We start from the raw sequence: 20,875 nt of genomic DNA, 5'->3' as shown, positions 1-20,875 counted from the left end.
TTAAGCGGTAGCTTGCATTGGGCTTTGGCTCAGTTGGTGATACAAGTCGCTGAGCTGAGCGCAGATCTGTTGCCATTGGAACTGCTCTGCCACCCTTTGTTGGCCCTTGAGTCCCAAATCTTTGGCCTTAGCCGGTTGACTGAGCAGTTCAATACAGGCTCTGGCGAGCTCGGAAGGCCTGGAGGGGGGAACCAAGAGCCCATGCTCTTCATGGGTTACCAGTTCACGAATGACCGGCAGATCCGAGGCGATAACTGCGGTGCCGCAAGCCATGGATTCGAGCACTTTCAAAGGGCAACATCCCTGAAGCATGTTGCGCCTGCAGGGCGTGAGCGGCGCCAAAGACGCGCTCGCGGCCTGAATTTTTTGCCTGAGACTGGCTTGGTCCAGCCCGAAATGCAGCGAAACACAATCTTCCAGTTCCATGGACTTGAGCCAGGCCTTTACCTGCCGGGCCTGGCGATTTTCGAGTGACAGGCAGAGATCCAGCTCGACCTCCAACTGCTGACGCACCAAGGCAAAAGCTTTGAGCAGATCCCTAAGCCCTTGCCAGCGCTGGGCGGCACCAAAATAGATGAGCCTGGGCAGACTCGCATCCTCTGCTTGCCTCAATGGCTTGGCAGGCGGCAACTCGGCGCCGTTTGGCAGATAGACTACTGGAGTGGTAGTGCGTTTTTCAAGGCCGGCAGCCGTGAGTCTTGAAGGTGTCACAATCAGATCGGCACCATCCAGGCAACGCTGCTCCCAGGCGCTGATTTTGGCCAGGGTTTTTCGCGGCAGCGACAGGTGAATAGGCAGCTCTATGCTGGGCAGGGCATTGACCTCATAGACGAGCTTGAGCGCTGGATTGTCCTTGCGATGATCCAGCAAAGGCACCCCCGCCCAGGGGTCACGAAACTGCGCCAATGTCAGAGTATCGCGATTTTGCCTGAGCAGCGCCCCAAGCTGATTGGCATAGTCCAGTGCTTTGGCAAGCACGTTATTGCCCGAGCTTGGGTTTAGCTGGTGCCTGACGATACTGACCTCACTGCTTACCTCGTAGGGATTGCTGCCGAGTGACAGGGTTTCCTGCTGCCAGGAAGGCATCTGGGGATCACCTTGTAGATAGAGCATACCAGGGGACTGGAAGGCAAACAGGGTTGACGCCATATAACGTATATGGGTCGAAGCGCCTTTGGGCAGAGGGTAACGATCAAAAGCGCAATAAAGACTTTTGAATGAATAACTTGAGTCTGATTTCATAAGTCCGGCAGAGTACCGGAGTCAGGCAGGATTTACAACGAAAAAACGCTTGTTTAACTGTAGGAGATCTGCCATTGACGGTGTTCTTTGCGCTTGTGTCAGGCCAAGTGTTTAACCCGCAGCAGCGGCATGTCGGCGCCTTCGCTGGAGAGATCCAAGTCCAGATCTTCCGTGGGCACACAGCAGCAGGGTAGACATTCATCCGCCTGTAACTCGGCCAATGGCGTGGTCAGGTAAGTGACCGCGCCACTGCGCACCCGGGTCTTGCAGGCGCCGCAAAACCCGCTACGGCACTCGGAAAAAATGCTCACCTTACGGGCTTCGAGCGCTGCCAGGAGAGTCCTGTGTTCTGTGGTATACAGCAGCAGGGGCTCTCCGCGCAGCAGCACGATAGGGGCTTTGTTAAAGGTCAAAGTCGGAGAACTCATCGTCATCGACAGCCGAATCTATCTGGCCGACCAGGTAGGATGATACTTCCACTTCCTGAGGCGCGACCTGTACGGCATCGCTCTCCAGCCAGTTTTTCATCCAGGGCAGGGGATCGCTCTGCTCACTGTATGGTGCGCCCAGGTTAACCGCCTTCATTCTCTGATTGGTAATGAACTCCACATACTGGCAGAGAATGGTTTCGTTCAGGCCTATCATGGAGCCATCCTTGAACAGGTACTTGGCCCAGGCCTTTTCCTGCTCGGCGGCGCGCAGGAACAGATCGTAAGCTTCCTGCTGGCATTCTTTGGCGATTTCACCCATCTCAGGGTCATCTTTGCCACCCTGCATCAGGTTGATAATGTGTTGGGTCGAGTTCAGGTGCAAAGCTTCATCGCGGGCGATCAGGCGAATGATTTTGGCGTTGCCTTCCATCAATTTGCGCTCGGCAAAGGCAAAGGAGCAGGCGAAGCTGACGTAAAAACGTATCGCTTCAAGCGCATTGACCGACATCATGCACAGATAGAGGGCTTTTTTGATGGTGCGGGTAGTGACTTCAAGGGTGCGACCGTTGACGTCGAACTTGCCTTCACCATGCAGATGATACAGCTGGGTCAGTTCGATAAGGCGGTCATAATACTCGGCAATATCGCCGGCGCGCTTGAGGATCTCCTCATTGACCACTATGTCATCGAACACCACGGATGGGTCGTTGACAATATTGCGAATGATATGAGTGTAGGAGCGGCTGTGAATGGTCTCGGAGAAGGACCAGGTTTCAATCCAGGTTTCCAGCTCAGGCAGGGACACCAGCGGCAGGAAAGCCACATTGGGGCTGCGGCCCTGAATCGAGTCCAACAGGGTTTGGTACTTGAGGTTGGAGAGGAAGATATGCTTTTCATGATCCGGCAGGGCGCCAAAATCGATTTTGTCGCGGCTGACATCCACTTCTTCCGGGCGCCAGAAGAAAGACAACTGCTTTTCGATCAGTTTCTCGAATACTTCGTACTTCTGTTGATCGTAACGGGCCACGTTAACCGCCTGACCGAGAAACATAGGTTCGCGGGTGGCATCGTTGGGGGTTTGACAAAAAATTGAATAAGCCATGATCTACTCTTTCCAAACAACGGGGCCACCTGGGCCCCGAACTTGTTACTTAACCCTGCTTAAATCTTGCAGGCGCCGCCGGCACAACCGTCGTCTTCCTTCTCAATGCTGGTAATGTCATCGAATTTGTCGGAAGCACCATCACGGGTGTTGTGGTAGTAAAGGGTCTTGACCCCGAGTTTGTAGGCGGTCAACAGATCCTTGAGCAGCAGCTTCATCGGAACCTTGTTACTTTCAAACTTGGATGGGTCATAGTTGGTATTGGCCGAAATCGCCTGATCGACAAACTTCTGCATAATACCCACCAACTGCAGGTAACCGTCGTTGCCGGGCATCTGCCACAGCAGCTCGTACTTGTCCTTGAGTTCTTCGTAATCGGGCACCACTTGCTTGAGCTGGCCATCTTTACTGGCCTTGACGCTGATAAGGCCGCGTGGAGGCTCAATACCATTGGTGGCGTTGGAGATCTGCGAAGAGGTCTCGGATGGCATCAGTGCCGACAGAGTCGAGTTACGCAGGCCATGCTGCTTGATATCGTGACGCAGAGCATCCCAATCCAGGTGCAGCGGCTCATCACAAATCTTGTCCAGATCCCGCTTGTAGGTATCTACCGGCATGATCCCCTGAGAATAAGTGGTCTCATGGAACAGCGGGCAGGCACCCAGCTCTTTGGCCAGATTCATCGAGGCCTTGAGCAGGTAGTACTGTATGGCTTCAAATGTTCTGTGGGTCAGGCCGTTGGCGCTGCCGTCAGAGTATTTCACGCCGTTCTTGGCAAGATAGTTGGCGAAGTTGATGACCCCGATACCCAGAGTGCGGCGGTTCATCGATGCCGTCTTGGCAGAAGGAATAGGGTAGTCCTGGTAGTCCAGCAGGTTATCCAAGGCGCGCACAGCCAAATCGGCAAGGCCTTCCAGTTCGCCCAAGTCTTTTATCGCACCCAGGTTCAGTGCTGACAGAGTACAAAGGGCGATTTCACCATTTGGGTCGTCAATATTGTTCAGTGGCTTGGTTGGCAGGGCAATCTCAAGACACAGGTTGGACTGACGCACTGGGGCCACTTCGGCGTTGAACGGACTGTGGGTGTTACAGTGATCCACGTTCTGTACATAGATACGGCCGGTGGAAGCACGCTCCTGCATCATCAGCGAGAAGAGCTCGACCGCTTTTAGGGTCTTCTTGCGAATGCTCTGGTCCTGCTCATATTTTACATACAGGCGCTCAAACTCGTCCTGATCGGCAAAGAAGGCGTCATATAAGCCGGGAACGTCCGATGGGCTGAACAGGGTGATGTTCTCACCTTTGATCATCCGCTGATACATCAGCTTGTTGATCTGTACGCCGTAGTCCAGGTGACGGATACGGTTGTCTTCAACACCACGGTTATTTTTCAGTACCAGCAGCGATTCAACTTCCAGGTGCCAGATAGGGTAGAACAGAGTTGCAGCACCGCCGCGAACGCCGCCCTGGGAGCAGGATTTCACCGCAGTCTGGAAATACTTGTAGAAAGGCAAACAACCTGTGTGGAAGGCTTCACCACCACGAATAGGGCTTCCCAGAGCGCGAATGCGGCCGGCATTCACACCGATACCGGCTCTCTGACTGACATACTTGACGATGGAAGAGGCCGTGGCATTGATGGAATCCAGGCTGTCGTCACACTCGATCAGCACGCAAGAGCTGAACTGACGGGTCGGCGTACGCACACCGGACATGATAGGCGTCGGCAAAGAAATCTTGAAGGTAGAAACCGCATCATAGAAGTCTTTGACATACTGCAGCCGGGTTTCCTTCGGATAACGGGCAAACAGGCAAGCAGCCACCAGAATATAGAGGAACTGGGCACTTTCGTAGACTTCATGAGTCACACGGTTTTGTACCAGATACTTGCCTTCCAGCTGTTTGACGGCGGCATAGGAGAAGTTCATATCGCGCCAATGGTCGATATAGCTGTCGAGCACATCCAGCTCTTCACGGCTGTAGTCTTCCAGCACATGCTTGTCGTACTTGCCCATGGCGACCAACTTGCTGACATGATCGTACAGTTTTGGCGGCTCAAACTGACCAAAGGCCTTCTTACGCAAATGAAAAACAGCAAGGCGAGCGGCCAGGAACTGATAGTCCGGAGAGTCGGGAGAGATCAGGTCGGCGGCAGCCTTGATAATGGTTTCATGGATGGCCTCGGTGGGGATGCCATCGAAAAACTGCAGGTGAGAACGCAACTCCACCTCGGAAACCGAGACGTTGTTTAATCCTTTGGCTGCCCAGGTGATAACGCGGTGGATCTTATCGAGATCTATCGTCTCGCGTGCGCCACTGCGTTTGGTAACTGTCATAGTGCTATTCATTGAAGATAGGCCTTGGTTGTAATATCTGTGAAATGACGCGACGGCGTCATTAAACCTTCCCTTGTAAAACAATCAACCGAACAGTTAACGACGGCGGCCCGAGAGGGCTCTGTTAACCGGGAGTTTCCAGTGCAAGACTAGTATGTCTGATTGCTACCGATACACAAGATATGGTGTCTTTCTATATCTTGGATAACAAGATAGTGAGGTATGGCACTTTTTGCAAGCCTGAGTTTTGGGTATATCTTGTGGATATCTTGAGGATATTGACTGACCGATTCCGCAAAGCGGCATCATTGCTGGCGCACAGTCGTCATGGTCAAAATTCAAGCGATCTCACTCAAGGTGATCGACTGCTAAAATAAGCAGCGATCCGCGATCCCGCACAGATCCGGTCGGTTAAAGCAGTATCCGGACTGCGACTTTCTTTAAGGTCTTGTCTACTCAGGAAAACAGTGCCAATTTAGCGCTTGTCTTACCTTGCTACCACAATGGCAGCGACATCACTGCCTGTGGATGATTTAACTGCCAATCGGCACCCCATTCCGCCGGTTTATCCTCGGCCGCTAGATATCCCCACATGGCGATGGCAGAGGGCATATTGACCGCCTGCGCCGCGGCTATGTCGCGCTCGGCATCGCCAAGATAGAGAATACGTTCGGTCGCGCAGTTAAGCTGCTGAGCAGCCAGCAACATAGGGGCTGGGTGGGGCTTACGATAGAGGGTTGTATCGGCACTGATCACCGCATTAAAGCGTCTAAGCAGCCCCATGCGCTCTAACAAGGGGCGGGTAAAACGCGCCGGTTTATTGGTGACAATCCCCAGCGGCAAGGTTCTTGATAGGGCACTGTCCAGCAAGGCTTCTATGCCTTCAAACAAACAGGCTTTTTGGCCGTTGACCGCATCATATTCCCTGAGCATCGCTTGCCGGAGATGCTCCTGTTCCTCGGCTGAGGCTTGGGGCACGGCGGCTTGCACCATGGCAAGCGAGCCGTGAGAGGCCAGAGTGCGCAGAAGTTTGCGCTTATCCTCTATCGATACTCCATGGGATGCCAGCGCCAAGGCCAGCGCTTCGGTTAGATCCTCGGCGGTATCCACCAGAGTCCCGTCCAAGTCGAACAGAATCCCTTGAAACGGCAGCTTAGGCGTCATGGCATCAGTCCTGGCGTTGGCAGGCAATCATATAGTTGACTTCAACGCTCTTGGTGTAACTGAATACGCCACTCAAGGGGTTGTATTTTATGCCCAGCGCGTCACGGCACAATAGTTCGGTGTTTTCCGCCATGGCGATCAATTCGGATGGGCGGATAAATTTGCTGTGGTCGTGGGTACCGGCCGGCAGCATTTTCAGCACATACTCGGCGCCGAGTATGGTTTGCACCCAGGACATGATGTTGCGGTTAATGGTGGAGAAGAACACCCAACCTCCGGGCTTGACCATATCGCAACAAGCCTGGATCACAGATTGCGGATCCGGTACATGCTCGAGCATCTCCATACAGGTAACTGTATCGTAATGCCCCTGATGATTCTGGGCATGCACTTCGGCGGTTTCCTGCAGGTAGTCTATGCTGACGCCGGCTTCCAGTGCATGCAGCCTGGCGACTTCCAACGGCTCAAAGCCCATATCCAGCCCGGTGACCTTGGCGCCAATGCGGGCCATGCTCTCGGACAGAATGCCACCGCCGCAGCCGACATCCAGTACCAGCTTGTCAAAGATACCGCCGGATTGAGCGTCTATATAATTAAGGCGCAGGGGGTTGAGTTCATGCAGTGGCTTGAATTCACCGGCAGGATCCCACCAACTGGCGGCCATACTTTCAAACTTGGCAATTTCCTGAGGGTCGACATTGGGTTGAGAAGACATATTCAGACCTGAAACAGCAATAATAAAGATGTGCCCATTATAACCATATAAGCCATAGGGAAGGGCAGCATAAATTGGCGCCTCAATGTGATCGATGGCACTAAAGGCCAAAAGCTGCACAAAATATCGGCAAGATTCGGTTTTTGATGATAAAAACAGCAACGGAACTCATGTCTATGACAGTGATATCTGCCCCCGCTCGCGACTTGTATCATGCCCTTGGCGTTTTTGGCTGCAAAGGCGGCTTTAAGGACTTCCGACATTAAATAACTGTGTTAGAATGCCAAATCACGTTTGTTGGGCTCGACAATGACACGGATTACAAGTTGTCAGCTAATTTAAGGGGATCGAGCAGTTTATGACTGATCTGGCTTTATCAATTTCGCCAATAAATATTGAAGACGAACTAAAGAACTCCTATCTGGATTACGCCATGAGCGTTATCGTCGGGCGGGCATTGCCAGACGTACGCGACGGCCTCAAGCCGGTGCATCGCCGCGTACTCTTTGCGATGAACGAGCTGAAAAACGATTGGAATAAACCCTATAAGAAGTCGGCACGTGTTGTCGGTGACGTGATAGGTAAGTATCACCCTCATGGTGATAGCGCCGTATACGACACCATAGTGCGGATGGCACAGCCTTTCTCACTGCGTTACACCTTGGTGGATGGCCAAGGTAACTTCGGTTCCATCGACGGCGATGCCGCGGCGGCCATGCGTTATACCGAAATTCGTATGGAAAAGCTGGCGCATCAACTGCTGGCTGACCTTGAGAAAGAAACCGTCGATTATGTCCCCAACTACGACGGCACTGAAATGATCCCGGCCGTGTTGCCGACCCGGATCCCCAACCTGCTGGTCAACGGCTCCTCCGGTATCGCCGTGGGTATGGCCACCAATATTCCGCCGCACAACCTGACCGAAGTGGTTAAAGGCTGTTTGGCGCTTATCGAAGAACCTGAGCTGTCTATCGAACAGCTGATGGATTATATCCCGGGTCCGGATTTCCCGACTGCCGCCATTATCAATGGCAAGAAGGGCATAGAGGAAGCGTACCGTACCGGCCGCGGCAAGGCGATTATGCGCGCCCGTGCCGAGGTGGAAACCGAAGACAATGGCCGCGAGCGGATCATTGTTACCGAGATCCCATACCAGGTGAACAAGGCTCGTCTGATTGAAAAGATTGCCGAGCTGGTAAAAGACAAGAAAATTGAAGGCATCAGCGGCCTGCGCGACGAGTCTGATAAAGACGGTATGCGTATTGTCGTTGAGGTCAAGCGCGGCGAAGTGGCCGAGGTGGTTCTTAACAACCTCTATGCCCAGACCCAGATGCAAACTTCTTTTGGTATCAACATGGTGGCCCTGACAAATGGTCAGCCCAAGTTGTTTAACCTTAAGGAGATGCTGGAAGCCTTTATTCTGCACCGCCGTGAAGTGGTGACCCGCAGAACCGTGTTTGAACTGCGTAAGGCCCGCGAACGCGCTCATATCCTGGAAGCCCTGGCTATCGCCCTGGCCAACATCGACCCTGTGATTGCGCTGATCAAGGCCTCGCCAACACCGGCCGAAGCCAAGGTAAAACTGGTGGAAACCGGTTGGCAGCTCGGCAACGTGCAGGGCATGTTGGAAAAAGCCGGTGATGACGCAGCCCGTCCTGAGTGGCTGGAGCCGGAGTTTGGTATTCGCGATGGTCTCTACTATCTGACAGAGCAGCAAGCCCAGGCTATCCTCGAGCTGCGTCTGCACCGTCTGACCGGTCTTGAGCACGAAAAGATCCTCCAGGAATATGAAGAACTGTTGGAGCTAATCGCCGGATTGCTGCATATCCTCAGAAGCCCGGAGCGTCTGATGGAAGTGATCAAAGAAGAGCTGGAAGAAGTGCTCGAGCAATATGGCGATGAGCGCCGCACCGAGATCAACGCTTCTGCCGTGGATATCAGCCTCGAAGACCTGATCTGCGAAGAAGATGTGGTAGTGACCCTGTCGCATTTGGGCTATGCCAAGTATCAGCCACTGAGCGATTACCAGGCGCAGCGCCGCGGTGGTAAGGGCAAGGCCGCCACCAAGGTCAAAGACGAAGATTTCGTTGAGAAACTATTGGTTGCCAATACCCACGACACCATTTTGTGCTTCTCCGACTTTGGCAAACTTTACTGGCTCAAGGTCTATCAGTTGCCGCTGGCCAGCCGTCAGTCGCGCGGTAAGCCTATCGTTAACCTGCTGCCATTGTCCGAAGGCGAGCACATTACAGCGATTCTGCCGGTTCGTGAATACGAAGCCGACAAGTATGTCATCATGGCCACTTCCCACGGTACTGTGAAGAAGACATCGCTTATTGAATACAGCCGCCCCAGAGCCAACGGCATTATCGCCGTTAACCTGAAAGACGGTGACCAGTTGATTGGCGTTGACCTGACCGACGGCAGCAATGAAATCATGCTGTTCTCCAACGAAGGTAAGGTGGTACGCTTCAGTGAAGATCAGGTGCGCGCCATGGGCCGTACCGCTACCGGTGTTCGCGGTATCAAACTCGAAGACGGTCAGGAAGTGGTTTCACTGATAGTGCCAAAAGAAGATGGCGCCATTCTGACAGTGACAGAGAACGGTTTTGGTAAGCGTACCGAGCTGAGTGAATACCCAACTAAGAGCCGTGCTACCAAGGGCGTGGTTTCCATCAAGGTCAGCGAACGCAACGGCGCGGTAGTCGGTGCGGTTCAGGTCGGCGACAATGATGAGATCATGCTGATCAGCGACAAGGGTACACTGGTGAGAACCCCAGCGGCCGGCGTTTCCATTATAGGCCGTAACACCCAGGGCGTGACCATTATCCGCACTGCCGGTGACGAGGCCGTGGTGGGTTTACAGCGTATCGATGAAATCCAGTCTGATGAAGACGAAGTGGAATTCGATGAAAACGGCGACCCCATAGTGGCCGAAGCTGCAGCCGAGGATACTGAAGGCCAAGCGCCCGAAGCCGAGCAGGAATAACAGCATCAAGCATATCTGAGCGTCCATCTGGACGCTCTTTTTTTCAAGGAGAACAATGAAGTGAGCACGATTTATAATTTCTGTGCCGGACCAGCCATGTTGCCGGCCGCGGTAATGCAAAAAGCCCAGCAGGAATTACTGGACTGGCAGGGGCACGGAGTCTCCGTCATGGAGATCAGTCACCGCAGTCAGGCCTTTATCGATCTCACCAAGGCTGCAGAATCCAGATTGCGCTCACTGATGAATATTCCCGAAGATTACCATGTACTGTTTATGCATGGCGGTGGTCGCGGTCAGTTCTCGGCTGTCGTGAATAATTTTTTGGGCAATAACGGTAGAGCCCTGTATTTGGAGAGTGGTCAGTGGTCAAAGTCAGCCACAGCAGAGGCCAGAAAGCTGGCCGGAGATGACAGGATTGATAGCCAGAGCATTGTTGAAAAGGTCAATGGACTCAACAAAGTAACCTTACCTAAGCTGGAAGGTGATAGTGGTAAGTATCGCTATGTGCACTATTGCCCCAACGAGACGGTAGATGGTGTCGAAATTTTTGAAGAGTTGGAGTCTCCCTGGCCAATAGTCGCGGATATGTCATCCACTATCATGTCCCGTGAAATCGATGTCAGTCGTTACGGGCTCATTTATGCCGGGGCGCAGAAAAATATCGGCCCTTCCGGTTTGGCCATAGTGATAGTGCGTAAAGAGATGCTGGCTTTGCCTGCCATGCCACTGTCGTCCATCATGGATTATCGCTTGGCGGCTGAAAACGATTCTATGTTTAACACTCCCCCTACTTTTGCCTGGTATCTGGCGGCCGAAGTGTTTGAGTGGCTGCACCGGGTGGGCGGTATCGAGGCGATGGCAGAGCTTAACAAGGCCAAGGCCGAACTGCTTTACGCCTGTATCGATGAACTGGACTTTTACCGCAATGGGGTGGCGGCGCAAAACCGCTCGCGGATGAATGTAACTTTCCAATTGGCCGATGAGTCGCTCAATGGTGAGTTCCTGAAAGAGGCGGAGGCCGCAGGTTTGGTGGCTCTTAAAGGGCACAGAATTGTCGGCGGGATGCGCGCCAGTATCTATAACGCCATGCCTTTGGCCGGCGTTGAGGCCCTGGTTGCCTTTATGCAGGCGTTTGCGGCCAAGCACAGCAGCTGAACCCCGGCGAAAATCGCTTTATTGCAACAAGTTCCATAAAAAAGCGAATGCCTCGGCATTCGCTTTTTTCATCTTACTCTCCAATTTTAACCTTGCAACACCTTGGCGATAGACTTGGCAAGGTAATCGACATTGCTATCGCTTATCCCGGCGATACTGATCCGGCTTGAATCCACCATATAGATACCGAACTCCTGCTTAAGTTGTTCAACCTGCTCGGGCGATACCCCAAGGAAGGAGAACATCCCTTTTTGGCGGGCGATAAAGCTGAAGTCCTGCTCGACGCCTATCGCCTTTAAACGCTCAACCAGGATGGCACGGTTACCGTTTATCCTGTCACGCATCACCTTGAGTTCATCCAGCCACTGCTGTTTGAGCTGATTGTCGCCGAGAATGGTTTCCACCAACGCCGCGCCATGTGCCGGCGGCATGGAGTAGAGGCAACGCACCACGTAAAGTAGTACCGACAAGGCTACATCGGCGGCAGCACTGCTGTTGGCTATGATGCTGCAGGCGCCGATACGTTCGCGATAAAGGCCAAAATTCTTTGAGCAGGAGGAGCAGAGCAACATGTCTTCCACGGCGGCCGCCATCTTGCGAACGCCGTAGGCATCTTCCTCGACACCGTCACCAAAGCCCTGGTAAGCCATATCGATTAGCGGGGTAAAACCGCGTTTGACGGCGACTTGTACCACTTGGTCCCATTGTTCGGTGCTGAGATCCTGGCCCGATGGGTTATGACAACAGGCATGCAGCAGCACAACATCGTTTTCCCCAAGGGTGTTGAGTTTGGCGAGCATTTCATCAAACTTCAGCGCCTTGGTGGCGTAGTCATAGTAAGGGTAACGTTCAACCTTGAGACCGGCCGCCTCAAAAAGTCCGCTGTGATTGGCCCAGGTCGGATCGCTGACCCAAACGGTTGCGCCTGGGCGACAACGTTTAATAAAGTCGGCTGCGACCCGCAGCGCGCCTGTACCGCCGGGAGTGGATACACTGCGAATGCGTCCGGCGTTCAGGGTAGGGTGCTGCTCACCGAATGCCAGCTCGGCAATGAGCCGATTGAAATCACTGCTACCGGCAGGGCCGATATACACCTTGGTGGTTTCTGTGGCGGTGCGGCGCTGCTCGGCGGTTTTAACGCAGTCGAGGATGGGGGTATTTCCCAAGATGTCTTTATAGACACCAACGCCCAAATCAATTTTTTCACCGCGAGGGTCGTCGCGATATTGGCTGAGCAGCCCAAGAATGGGATCGGCTGGCATCGCCTTGAGTGTGCTGAACATAGGGTTCCCTGGATTGAATACTTGTTGAAGAGGATTAGCATAACGGCATTTAGGCTATTTGTTAACGGCTGGCGAGGCTGCGGCAAGCGATAGTCAGAGTGGTGCAACTGGCAAGCTGGGCTTCCAGGGTGTAAAGCTCAGTTGCAGGAAACGAGAGTCGCATCTGTGAGTCACGTCTTCGAAAGTCTATCGGACAGCAAAGAGCTTATTTAGCGCTGCTTGAATAATTTTCCGTTGAAATCGGCTTTTTTCAGCAAAAAACGGTTGAATCCCTGTGGCGCTCAGGTAACTTTAATGCCACGAACACTTAATTCAGGCCTATCAGCACTCGCTGTATCTAATCTTTTGTCTTGATTTACCGGTTTTATCCCATAATCGGTGACAAGGTCTTTTAACCCGCTTTGGCGGTACGTGGCGTGACGCTGCAACTCCGTCAAACACAGATGCAAGAATCCAAAAAAGATGAAGCAATTGCGACTGGATCCCATAAGTAGAATACATGGGGAGGTCAACATCCCCGGCTCCAAGAGTATCTCCAACCGGGCGTTGCTATTGGCAACCCTGGCCAAGGGCACCACAGAACTGACCAATCTGCTCGACTCAGATGATATTCGCCACATGTTGGCAGCGCTCAAACAGCTCGGCGTGCAATTTGAGCTTTCCGAAGACAAGAGCCGCTGCAGCGTGCAGGGTCTTGGCGGCGCTATCAACAGCAACAAGCTGCAAGAGCTGTTTCTCGGTAATGCCGGCACCGCGATGCGGCCCTTGTGCGCCGCGCTGACCCTGGGGAACGGTGAGTTTGTTCTCACGGGTGAACCCAGAATGGAGGAGCGACCGATAGGCGATTTGGTCGACAGTCTCAAGGCGTTGGGCGCGGATATTCAATATCTGAAGGATCCCGGCTTCCCGCCATTAAAAATCAAGGCAACGGGCCTCAGTGGCGGGGATGTGGAAATTGCCGGTAATCTCTCCAGCCAGTTTCTTACCGCGCTCCTGATGGTTGCGCCGCTGGCCGGTGCCGCTGTCAATATCAAGGTCAAGGGTGAACTGGTTTCCAAGCCCTATATTGATATTACTTTGGCCTTGATGGCGCAATTTGGTGTCAAGGTTATCAACCACGACTATCAGCGTTTTGAGATCCCATCCGGTCAAAGCTATCTGTCACCAGGCAAGGTAATGGTGGAAGGCGATGCCTCATCGGCGTCTTATTTCCTGGCCGCAGGCGCCATCGCCGGCGGCGAGGTGAAAGTCACCGGGGTTGGCCGTCTCAGCATTCAGGGGGATGTCAAGTTTGCCGATGCGCTGACGGCCATGGGCGCCGAGATTGAATGGGGAGATGACTTTATTATTGCCAGGGGTAGCCAGCTCAAGGGCATAGATATGGACATGAACCATATACCCGACGCGGCAATGACCATAGCCACAGCTGCGGTATTTGCCAAAGGGCCGACCCGCCTCCGTAATATCTACAACTGGCGTATCAAAGAAACCGATCGTCTCAACGCCATGGCGACAGAGCTGCGTAAAATTGGTGCCGAGGTGGAAGAGGGTGAGGATTATATTCTGGTTAATCCACCGCTTGCGCCCAAGCATGCCGCCATCGATACCTATAACGACCACCGCATGGCCATGTGTTTTTCGCTGCTGGCATTTGCCGATTGCGGCGTCACCATCAATGACCCGGATTGCACCTCAAAAACCTTCCCGGATTACTTCCAACGCTTTGCGGCCTTGGCCGGTTAAGCGGCTGAATTTCGGGCTGTTGACAGCAGCGGCCCGAAATTGACCTTGAATTCAGCATACGGAAAGCATGCAGTTGATATATAATATTGGCCGCTCATTTTCGGTGAACTCATACTGTGTCCTCATGGAAGATGACAATTACTGCGGAGGAATTTATGTCTGAACGGGCGCCTGTTGTCACAATTGACGGCCCAAGCGGTGCGGGAAAAGGCACTATAAGTCAGTTGCTTGCCAACAAACTTGGATGGAAACTGCTCGATAGCGGTGCCATATATCGAGTGCTGGCACTGGCCGCTATTCACCACGATGTGGAACTGGATAACGAAGAGGCCATCACCCTTTTGGCCGCGCACCTGGATGTACAGTTTCTGGCGGGAGCCGGAAATGAAGCCATAAAAGTGGTGCTGGAAGGCGAAGATGTCAGCCATGCCATTCGTACTCAGGAATGTTCTGACGCAGCCTCGAGAGTGGCGGCGTTTCCCCGGGTGAGAGAAGCCTTGCTCAGAAGGCAGCGTGCTTTCAGAGTTGCCCCTGGCCTTATAGCCGATGGCCGGGATATGGGAACCGTTGTTTTCCCGCATGCACCGGCAAAATTGTTTTTGACAGCCTCGGCTGAAGAAAGGGCCCAGCGGCGCTATAATCAGTTGCAGGACAAGGGCTTCGATGTTAATATCGAGCGTCTTTTAACCGAGATCCAGGAAAGAGATCACCGGGATATGAATCGCGCAGTTGCGCCTTTGGTGCCCGCAGAAGATGCCCTGGTGATAGACACTACAGGACTCGGGATTGAAACTGTGCTGGAGCTGGCGCTCAAGCACATAGTTGACAAGTTATCTGACGTCAGTCTCTGAGACTGGCGAGATAGGCATTCGCCACAGGGAAGAGGCGAGTTATTTTACTGACTCCACGTTCAGGATAGATACGTGGTTTATTACTTAAAGTTAATTAACATGACTGAATCTTTTGCTGATCTGTTTGAACAATCCCTTCAACAACTGGAATTCCGCCCAGGTTCTATCGTTCGTGGTACTGTAGTTGCCATCGAAAACGGTATGGTACTGGTTGACGCCGGTCTGAAATCTGAGAGCCCAATCCCAGCTGAGCAATTCAAAAACGCTCAAGGTGAACTGGAAATCGCCGTTGGCGACCAAGTTGACGTTGCGCTGGATAGCGTTGAAGACGGTTTCGGTGAGACTCAACTGTCTCGCGAGAAGGCCAAGCGCCACGAAGCCTGGATCGTTCTGGAAAAAGCTTACGAAGATGCTGAAACTGTAATCGGTGTCATCAATGGCAAGGTTAAAGGCGGTTTCACCGTTGAGCTGAACGGTATCCGTGCGTTCCTGCCTGGTTCTCTGGTTGACGTTCGCCCAGTACGCGATACTGCTCACCTGGAAAACAAAGAACTGGAATTCAAAGTTATCAAGCTGGACCAGAAGCGCAACAACGTTGTTGTTTCTCGTCGTGCTGTTATCGAATCTGAAAGCAGCGCTGAGCGTGATGCTCTGCTGGAAAACCTGCAAGAAGGTCAAGCAGTTAAAGGTATCGTTAAGAACCTGACCGACTACGGTGCATTCGTAGATCTGGGCGGTGTTGACGGCCTGCTGCACATCACCGACATGGCTTGGAAGCGTGTTAAGCACCCATCCGAGATCGTGAATGTTGGTGACGAAATCAACGTCAAAGTACTGAAGTACGATCGCGAGCGCACTCGTGTATCTCTGGGTCTGAAGCAACTGGGTGAAGACCCATGGCTGGAAATCAGCAAGCGCTACCCAGAAAACACTCGTCTGACTGGTCGCGTAACCAACCTGACTGACTACGGCTGCTTCGTTGAAATCGAAGAAGGCGTTGAAGGTCTGGTACACGTTTCTGAAATGGATTGGACCAACAAGAACATCCACCCATCCAAGGTTGTTAACCTGGGTGACGAAGTTGAAGTTCTGGTTCTGGACATCGATGAAGAGCGTCGTCGTATTTCTCTGGGTCTCAAGCAGTGCAAGACCAACCCATGGGAAGACTTCGCTAACCGTTATGCCAAGGGCGACAAAGTTACCGGTAAGATCAAGTCTATCACTGACTTCGGTATCTTCATCGGTCTGGACGGCGGTATCGACGGTCTGGTTCACCTGTCTGACATCTCTTGGAACGGTAGCGGCGAAGACGCTGTTGGCGAGTACAAGAAAGGCGACGAAATCACTGCAGTGGTTCTGTCTGTTGATCCAGAGCGTGAGCGTATCAGCCTGGGTGTTAAGCAGACTGAAGACGATCCATTCAACGCTTACCTGGCCGACAAGAAGAAAGGTACTATCGTAGTTGGTACTGTTACTGCTGTTGACGCCAAAGGTGTTACTGTTGAGCTGGCTGACACTGTTGAAGGTTACATCCGTGTATCTGACATCAGCCGTGACCGTGTTGAAGATGCATCAAGCGTCTACAATGTAGGTGACAGCGTTGAAGCCAAGTTCATGGGCGTAGATCGCAAGAACCGTGCAATCAGCCTGTCTGTACGTGCTAAAGACGAAGCTGAAGAAAAAGAAGTGATGGCTAACCTGAACAAGCAGGACGACGCTATCATGACTAATGCAATGGCTGAAGCGTTTAAGGCAGCTCGTAAGTAAGTGCCTGTAGTACAGGGGGCTAGCCCCCTGTTAGGTGACTGTGTTTGGCTTGATAATAGGGGTAGCTAGGATGACTAAATCCGAACTGATCGAAAAACTCGCCACTGGGCAGTCGCAACTGTCGGCGAAAGAAGTAGAAGGCGCCATCAAAGAGATGTTGGAGCAAATGGCGAAGACATTGGAAAGCGGTGATCGCATAGAGATCCGTGGCTTTGGTAGCTTTTCACTTCACTATCGTGCACCTCGCACTGGTCGTAATCCCAAAACGGGAACATCAGTCGAGTTGGATGGCAAGTACGTCCCGCACTTTAAGCCAGGCAAAGAACTGCGCGAACGCGTTGACGCTTATAACCGTTAATCGCTGTTGTATTAAAAGCCTCCGAAAGGGGGCTTTTTTATGTCTGGATCTTGGCTAAAGCTGGTCAGCTCAGTCAAATTACTGGATAATCAGAACATTGAAACGCGTTTATGGAGTGCAACGTGAAGTCATTTGTCGCAACCGTACTGGTGGCAATGCTGTTTGTAGTGGCACTGGTATTTGGCTCCCGCAATGAGCAGCTGGTCACCATCAGTTATTTTGTGGCACAGGGAGAGTTCCGCTTGCCTGTAGTGTTGGCCGTGGTATTTCTGGCGGGGTTTATCCTAAGTTGGATCATCGCCTTCTACTACATCATGAAGCTGAAACTGTCATTGCGTAATGCCCGCAAGAAGATCCAGACCTTAACTCAGCAGCAGGGGCAAGACGCCTAGTATGCTCGAACTTCTCTTTCTGTTGCTGCCTATTGCTGCGGCTTACGGTTGGTACATGGGCCGCCGCAGTTTGAGGCAGAAACAGAATTCAGCACAAAAGAAACTGAGCCGTGACTACTTCACCGGGCTCAATTTTCTGCTCTCCAATGAGTCGGACAAGGCGGTCGATCTCTTTATCAGCATGTTGGATGTCGATGATGAAACCATAGATACTCATCTGTCGCTGGGTTCCTTGTTTCGCAAGCGTGGTGAGGTAGACAGATCCATTCGTATTCACCAAAACCTGATAGCAAGGCCCAATCTCGCCACAGAGCAAAGAGACATGGCGATGATGGAACTGGGCAAGGACTATATGGCCGCTGGGTTCTACGATAGAGCCGAGGAGATTTTCCTTAATCTCGTCAGTCAGGACGATCACAGCGAAGAAGCGGAAACCCAACTGATCTCCATTTACCAAATCACCAAAGAGTGGCAGAAAGCAATTGATATCACCAAGCGCTTGCCACGTAAACGCCAGCAGGGTCTGAAACCCGTTATCGCTCATTTCTATTGTCAACTGGCCGAAGAAGCCGGCGATGAAGCGGGGAAACTCAAGGGCTTTCAAACGGCACTCAAGCAAGATTCTCAATGTGGCCGCGCCTTGTTGTCACTGGCCAAGACCTACCTGGATGCCGGGCAATTGCCTCAGGCCAAGCAGATGCTCAACCAACTGATTGACGCCGATGCCGAGCTTTTTGCCGATGCACTCGCTTGTGCCCGCCAGCTCTATCAAGAGCTCAACGATATCGACGGTTATCGCGAGCTATTGGCTCACGCGATAGATAAAGGCGCGGGTGCCTCGGTTGTGGTGGCATTGGCGCAACGCATGATTGAAGACGGCAACATTAAAGGCGCCGAAGACATGGTGATGGAAGCTCTCTATCGCCACCCCACCATGCGGGGGTTCCAGCACCTGATGCAGATGCATATCAAGCAGGCAGAGCAGGGGCAGGCGCGAGATAGCCTGGCGATGCTGGAAAAACTGGTAGAACAACAAATAAGATTCCGTCCAAGTTATCGCTGTCGGGAGTGTGGTTTCCCGGCACACACCCTATATTGGCACTGCCCATCCTGCAAGAGCTGGGGCAGTATCAAGCGGGTGCGTGGCTTGGACGGTGAATAACCCTCAGATAACGGAGTAAAAATGACAGAGACACCTATTGTGGTCGCCTTGGACTTTGATAACAAATTCAAAGCATTGCAACTTATTGATAAGTTGGATCCGTCTATGTGCCGCCTTAAGGTAGGCAAAGAGATGTATACCCTGTTCGGGCCTCAACTGGTGAAAGAGATCCATGACCGTGGGTTTGATCTGTTTCTTGACCTGAAGTTTCACGACATTCCCAACACAGTGGCCAAGGCGGTCACTGCCGCCGCCGAAATGGGCGTCTGGATGGTGAATGTCCACGCCAGTGGCGGCCTCGCCATGATGGAAGCCGCCCGCCGAGCATTGCTGCCTTACGGGGATAACGCCCCCTTGCTGATTGCGGTTACTGTGCTGACTTCAATGAGCGACGATGAGCTCAAGCTTATTGGTGTTGCAGGCAGTGCTGAAGATCAGGTTCGCAGGCTGGCGCGCCTGACGCAAAAAGCCGGCCTCGATGGCGTGGTCTGCTCGGCCCGTGAGTCCAGTATGCTCAAGGCTGAACTTGGCACCGATTTCAAACTGGTGACCCCGGGCATTCGTCCGGCGGGCAGTGATGCCGGCGATCAAAAACGCATCATGACCCCGGCTGAAGCGATGGCGGCGGGCTCAGATTATCTGGTCATAGGCCGACCAATTACTCAAGCGGCCGATCCTTTGGCGACACTGCAGGCGATACATCAATCGCTGGCATAAACTTGTGACATACCGGCGACTCGCAGTATGGACCGGAATAACGAATGATCAGTGGATAGGAGAGAAGCTCAATGTTCGATTATCAGGGTAAGTATGTAGTGGTCGTCGGGGGTACCAGCGGCATTAACCTCTGTATCGCCAAGGCGTTCGTAGTTGCCGGTGCCCATGTGGCGGTTGCCAGCCGTAATCCGGAAAAAGTGGCAGCCGCGGTGGCGTTATTGAATGAAGCCAATCCACAAGGTCAACATCTGGGCCTGAGCTTCGATGTCAGGGATTTGCCGGCACTCGAGCAAGGCTTTGCCGTCTTGGCCCAGAGTTTCCCGCATATCGATGTGCTTGTCAGTGGCGCCGCCGGCAATTTCCCCGCCAGCGCCGCCAAGCTCAGTGCCAACGGTTTTAAATCTGTTATGGATATCGATTTGCTGGGCAGTTTTCAGGTGTTGAAGCAAGCCTATCCCATGCTTAAGCGCCCTGGCGCCAGCATTATTCAAATTTCGGCGCCGCAGGCGTATATTGCCATGCCGATGCAGATCCACGTTTGCGCCGCCAAGGCGGGCGTCGATATGTTGACCCGCACCCTGGCTTTGGAATGGGGGCCAGAGGGTATTCGGATAAACTCCCTGGTACCCGGGCCGATTGCCGGTACCGAAGGGTTCAATCGCCTGGCGCCGTCGGCGCAGTTGCAGCAACAGGTGGCCGAGAGTGTGCCATTAAAACGCAACGGTGAGGGGGAAGACTTGGCCAATGCTGCACTCTTTATGGCATCGCCAATGGCTTCGTATATTACCGGAACCATATTACCGGTTGACGGCGGTTGGTCGCTTGGCGGTGCCAGTGCGGCCATGAGTCAGCTCGGGGCAGTGGCAGCAAAGCAAGAATCAAGTAAGTAGCAAGAGAGAGATTATAAAATGGCAAACGCATTACAGGAACAGTTGCTCAAGGCGGGTCTCGCCAGCAAGCAAAAAGTTCGCGATGTCAAAACCCAAAAGAAACGTAACCGCAAGTCCAATATTGATGACGGCTCTGCTGAGCTGAAGGCGCAGATCGCTCAGCAGAAAAAGCAGCAGGCAGAAAAGGACAAGGCGCTCAATGAGCAACGCTTTGCCGAGGCCACAGAGAAAGGTTTGGTCCGTGGCCTGGTCACCGAAGTTAAGCAAAATGCGGTGGCGCTGCCGAAAGATGGCGAGATCAAGTTCAACTATACCCTGGAGAACAAGATATACCCCTTGTATATCAATGAAAAACTTCAGAGTCAGTTACTCGGTGGCCGCTTGGGGATAGTACGTATTGAGCAAAGCAGCTATCTGGTGCCTCATAAACTCGCCGAGCGGGTTAATCTGTTGGTGCCGGCTTGGTGTGGCTATTTGTGGCAGGCCGAGAACAACGCCGCGCAAGTAACGGAAGAAGACGACCCTTACGCAGATTATGTCATTCCGGACGATCTTATGTGGTAAGGCGCTTATACCTA

Annotated in this window: 18 protein-coding genes; 11 read left to right on the top strand and 7 right to left on the bottom strand. The window is 52.8% G+C overall.

The genetic code is table 11. The features are described from left to right. The 6 genes from N512_RS22465 to ubiG form a co-directional block, all read right to left on the bottom strand. Positions 1–1,242 carry a glycosyltransferase family 4 protein gene (locus N512_RS22465; protein ID WP_081737107.1) on the bottom strand — a complete coding sequence of 414 codons (1,242 nt, stop codon included), beginning with the start codon at positions 1,240–1,242 and terminating at the stop codon, positions 1–3. A 98-nt stretch (positions 1,243–1,340) separates the two neighbouring features. Further along, complete coding sequence (yfaE, locus tag N512_RS22460) at positions 1,341–1,676, bottom strand: class I ribonucleotide reductase maintenance protein YfaE (RefSeq protein WP_037474455.1); 336 nt, start codon at positions 1,674–1,676, stop codon at positions 1,341–1,343. Further along, positions 1,645–2,775, bottom strand: a complete 1,131-nt coding sequence (nrdB, locus tag N512_RS0107590; RefSeq protein WP_025010421.1) for a class Ia ribonucleoside-diphosphate reductase subunit beta — start codon at positions 2,773–2,775, stop codon at positions 1,645–1,647. Before nrdB ends, yfaE begins: the two co-directional genes overlap by 32 nt. 59 nt (positions 2,776–2,834) lie before the next feature. Continuing rightward, positions 2,835–5,123: a class 1a ribonucleoside-diphosphate reductase subunit alpha gene (gene nrdA / locus N512_RS0107585; RefSeq protein WP_025010420.1), complete on the bottom strand. Its 2,289-nt coding sequence runs from the start codon at positions 5,121–5,123 to the stop codon at positions 2,835–2,837. A gap of 483 nt (positions 5,124–5,606) precedes the next feature. Continuing rightward, positions 5,607–6,275, bottom strand: coding sequence for an HAD family hydrolase (locus N512_RS0107580; protein ID WP_028779927.1), 669 nt, complete (start codon positions 6,273–6,275; stop codon positions 5,607–5,609). A 4-nt stretch (positions 6,276–6,279) separates the two neighbouring features. Beyond that, positions 6,280–6,990, bottom strand: coding sequence for a bifunctional 2-polyprenyl-6-hydroxyphenol methylase/3-demethylubiquinol 3-O-methyltransferase UbiG (gene ubiG / locus N512_RS0107575; protein WP_025010418.1), 711 nt, complete (start codon positions 6,988–6,990; stop codon positions 6,280–6,282). A gap of 358 nt (positions 6,991–7,348) precedes the next feature. Between ubiG and gyrA the strand changes: the two genes are divergently transcribed. Together gyrA and serC are read left to right on the top strand one after the other, a co-directional pair. After that, entirely contained in the window at positions 7,349–9,979 is a 2,631-nt protein-coding gene (gene gyrA / locus N512_RS0107570; RefSeq protein WP_028779926.1) for a DNA topoisomerase (ATP-hydrolyzing) subunit A, read from the top strand. 60 nt (positions 9,980–10,039) lie between these two features. After that, the gene (serC, locus tag N512_RS0107565) at positions 10,040–11,134 is read left to right on the top strand and encodes a 3-phosphoserine/phosphohydroxythreonine transaminase (RefSeq protein ID WP_028779925.1); all 1,095 of its coding nucleotides are present in this window, start codon (positions 10,040–10,042) and stop codon (positions 11,132–11,134) included. 86 nt (positions 11,135–11,220) lie between these two features. Here serC and N512_RS0107560 read toward each other — a convergent pair whose 3' ends face one another. Beyond that, positions 11,221–12,417, bottom strand: a complete 1,197-nt coding sequence (locus N512_RS0107560) for an amino acid aminotransferase (protein WP_028779924.1) — start codon at positions 12,415–12,417, stop codon at positions 11,221–11,223. Positions 12,418–12,879: 462 nt separating this feature from the next. On the opposite strand from N512_RS0107560, the gene aroA reads away from it, so the two are divergent. The 9 genes from aroA (at position 12,880) to N512_RS0107515 (ending at position 20,861) form a co-directional block, all read left to right on the top strand. Beyond that, entirely contained in the window at positions 12,880–14,160 is a 1,281-nt protein-coding gene (aroA, locus tag N512_RS0107555; protein WP_028779923.1) for a 3-phosphoshikimate 1-carboxyvinyltransferase, read from the top strand. A 155-nt stretch (positions 14,161–14,315) separates the two neighbouring features. After that, a complete protein-coding gene (gene cmk / locus N512_RS0107550; protein ID WP_025010415.1) occupies positions 14,316–15,011 on the top strand; it encodes a (d)CMP kinase in 696 nt (231 codons plus the stop codon). Positions 15,012–15,110: 99 nt separating this feature from the next. Then, positions 15,111–16,778: a 30S ribosomal protein S1 gene (gene rpsA, locus N512_RS0107545; RefSeq protein WP_025010414.1), complete on the top strand. Its 1,668-nt coding sequence runs from the start codon at positions 15,111–15,113 to the stop codon at positions 16,776–16,778. A 70-nt stretch (positions 16,779–16,848) separates the two neighbouring features. Beyond that, positions 16,849–17,136: an integration host factor subunit beta gene (gene ihfB, locus N512_RS0107540; RefSeq protein ID WP_025010413.1), complete on the top strand. Its 288-nt coding sequence runs from the start codon at positions 16,849–16,851 to the stop codon at positions 17,134–17,136. A gap of 122 nt (positions 17,137–17,258) precedes the next feature. Beyond that, positions 17,259–17,528: a LapA family protein gene (locus N512_RS0107535; RefSeq protein ID WP_025010412.1), complete on the top strand. Its 270-nt coding sequence runs from the start codon at positions 17,259–17,261 to the stop codon at positions 17,526–17,528. Between the two features lies 1 nt (position 17,529). After that, positions 17,530–18,690: a lipopolysaccharide assembly protein LapB gene (lapB, locus tag N512_RS0107530; protein WP_028779922.1), complete on the top strand. Its 1,161-nt coding sequence runs from the start codon at positions 17,530–17,532 to the stop codon at positions 18,688–18,690. Positions 18,691–18,711: 21 nt separating this feature from the next. After that, entirely contained in the window at positions 18,712–19,407 is a 696-nt protein-coding gene (gene pyrF / locus N512_RS0107525; RefSeq protein ID WP_028779921.1) for an orotidine-5'-phosphate decarboxylase, read from the top strand. Between the two features lie 71 nt (positions 19,408–19,478). Continuing rightward, the gene (locus N512_RS0107520) at positions 19,479–20,297 is read left to right on the top strand and encodes an SDR family oxidoreductase (protein WP_028779920.1); all 819 of its coding nucleotides are present in this window, start codon (positions 19,479–19,481) and stop codon (positions 20,295–20,297) included. Positions 20,298–20,315: 18 nt separating this feature from the next. Next, positions 20,316–20,861, top strand: coding sequence for a DUF2058 domain-containing protein (locus N512_RS0107515; protein ID WP_025010409.1), 546 nt, complete (start codon positions 20,316–20,318; stop codon positions 20,859–20,861). Positions 20,862–20,875 lie beyond the last annotated feature (14 nt).

The sequence above is a fragment of the Shewanella sp. 38A_GOM-205m genome, assembly GCF_000518445.1.
Classification (GTDB): Bacteria; Pseudomonadota; Gammaproteobacteria; order Enterobacterales; family Shewanellaceae; genus Shewanella; species Shewanella algae.
This window is presented reverse-complemented; position numbering and strand designations above follow the sequence as displayed.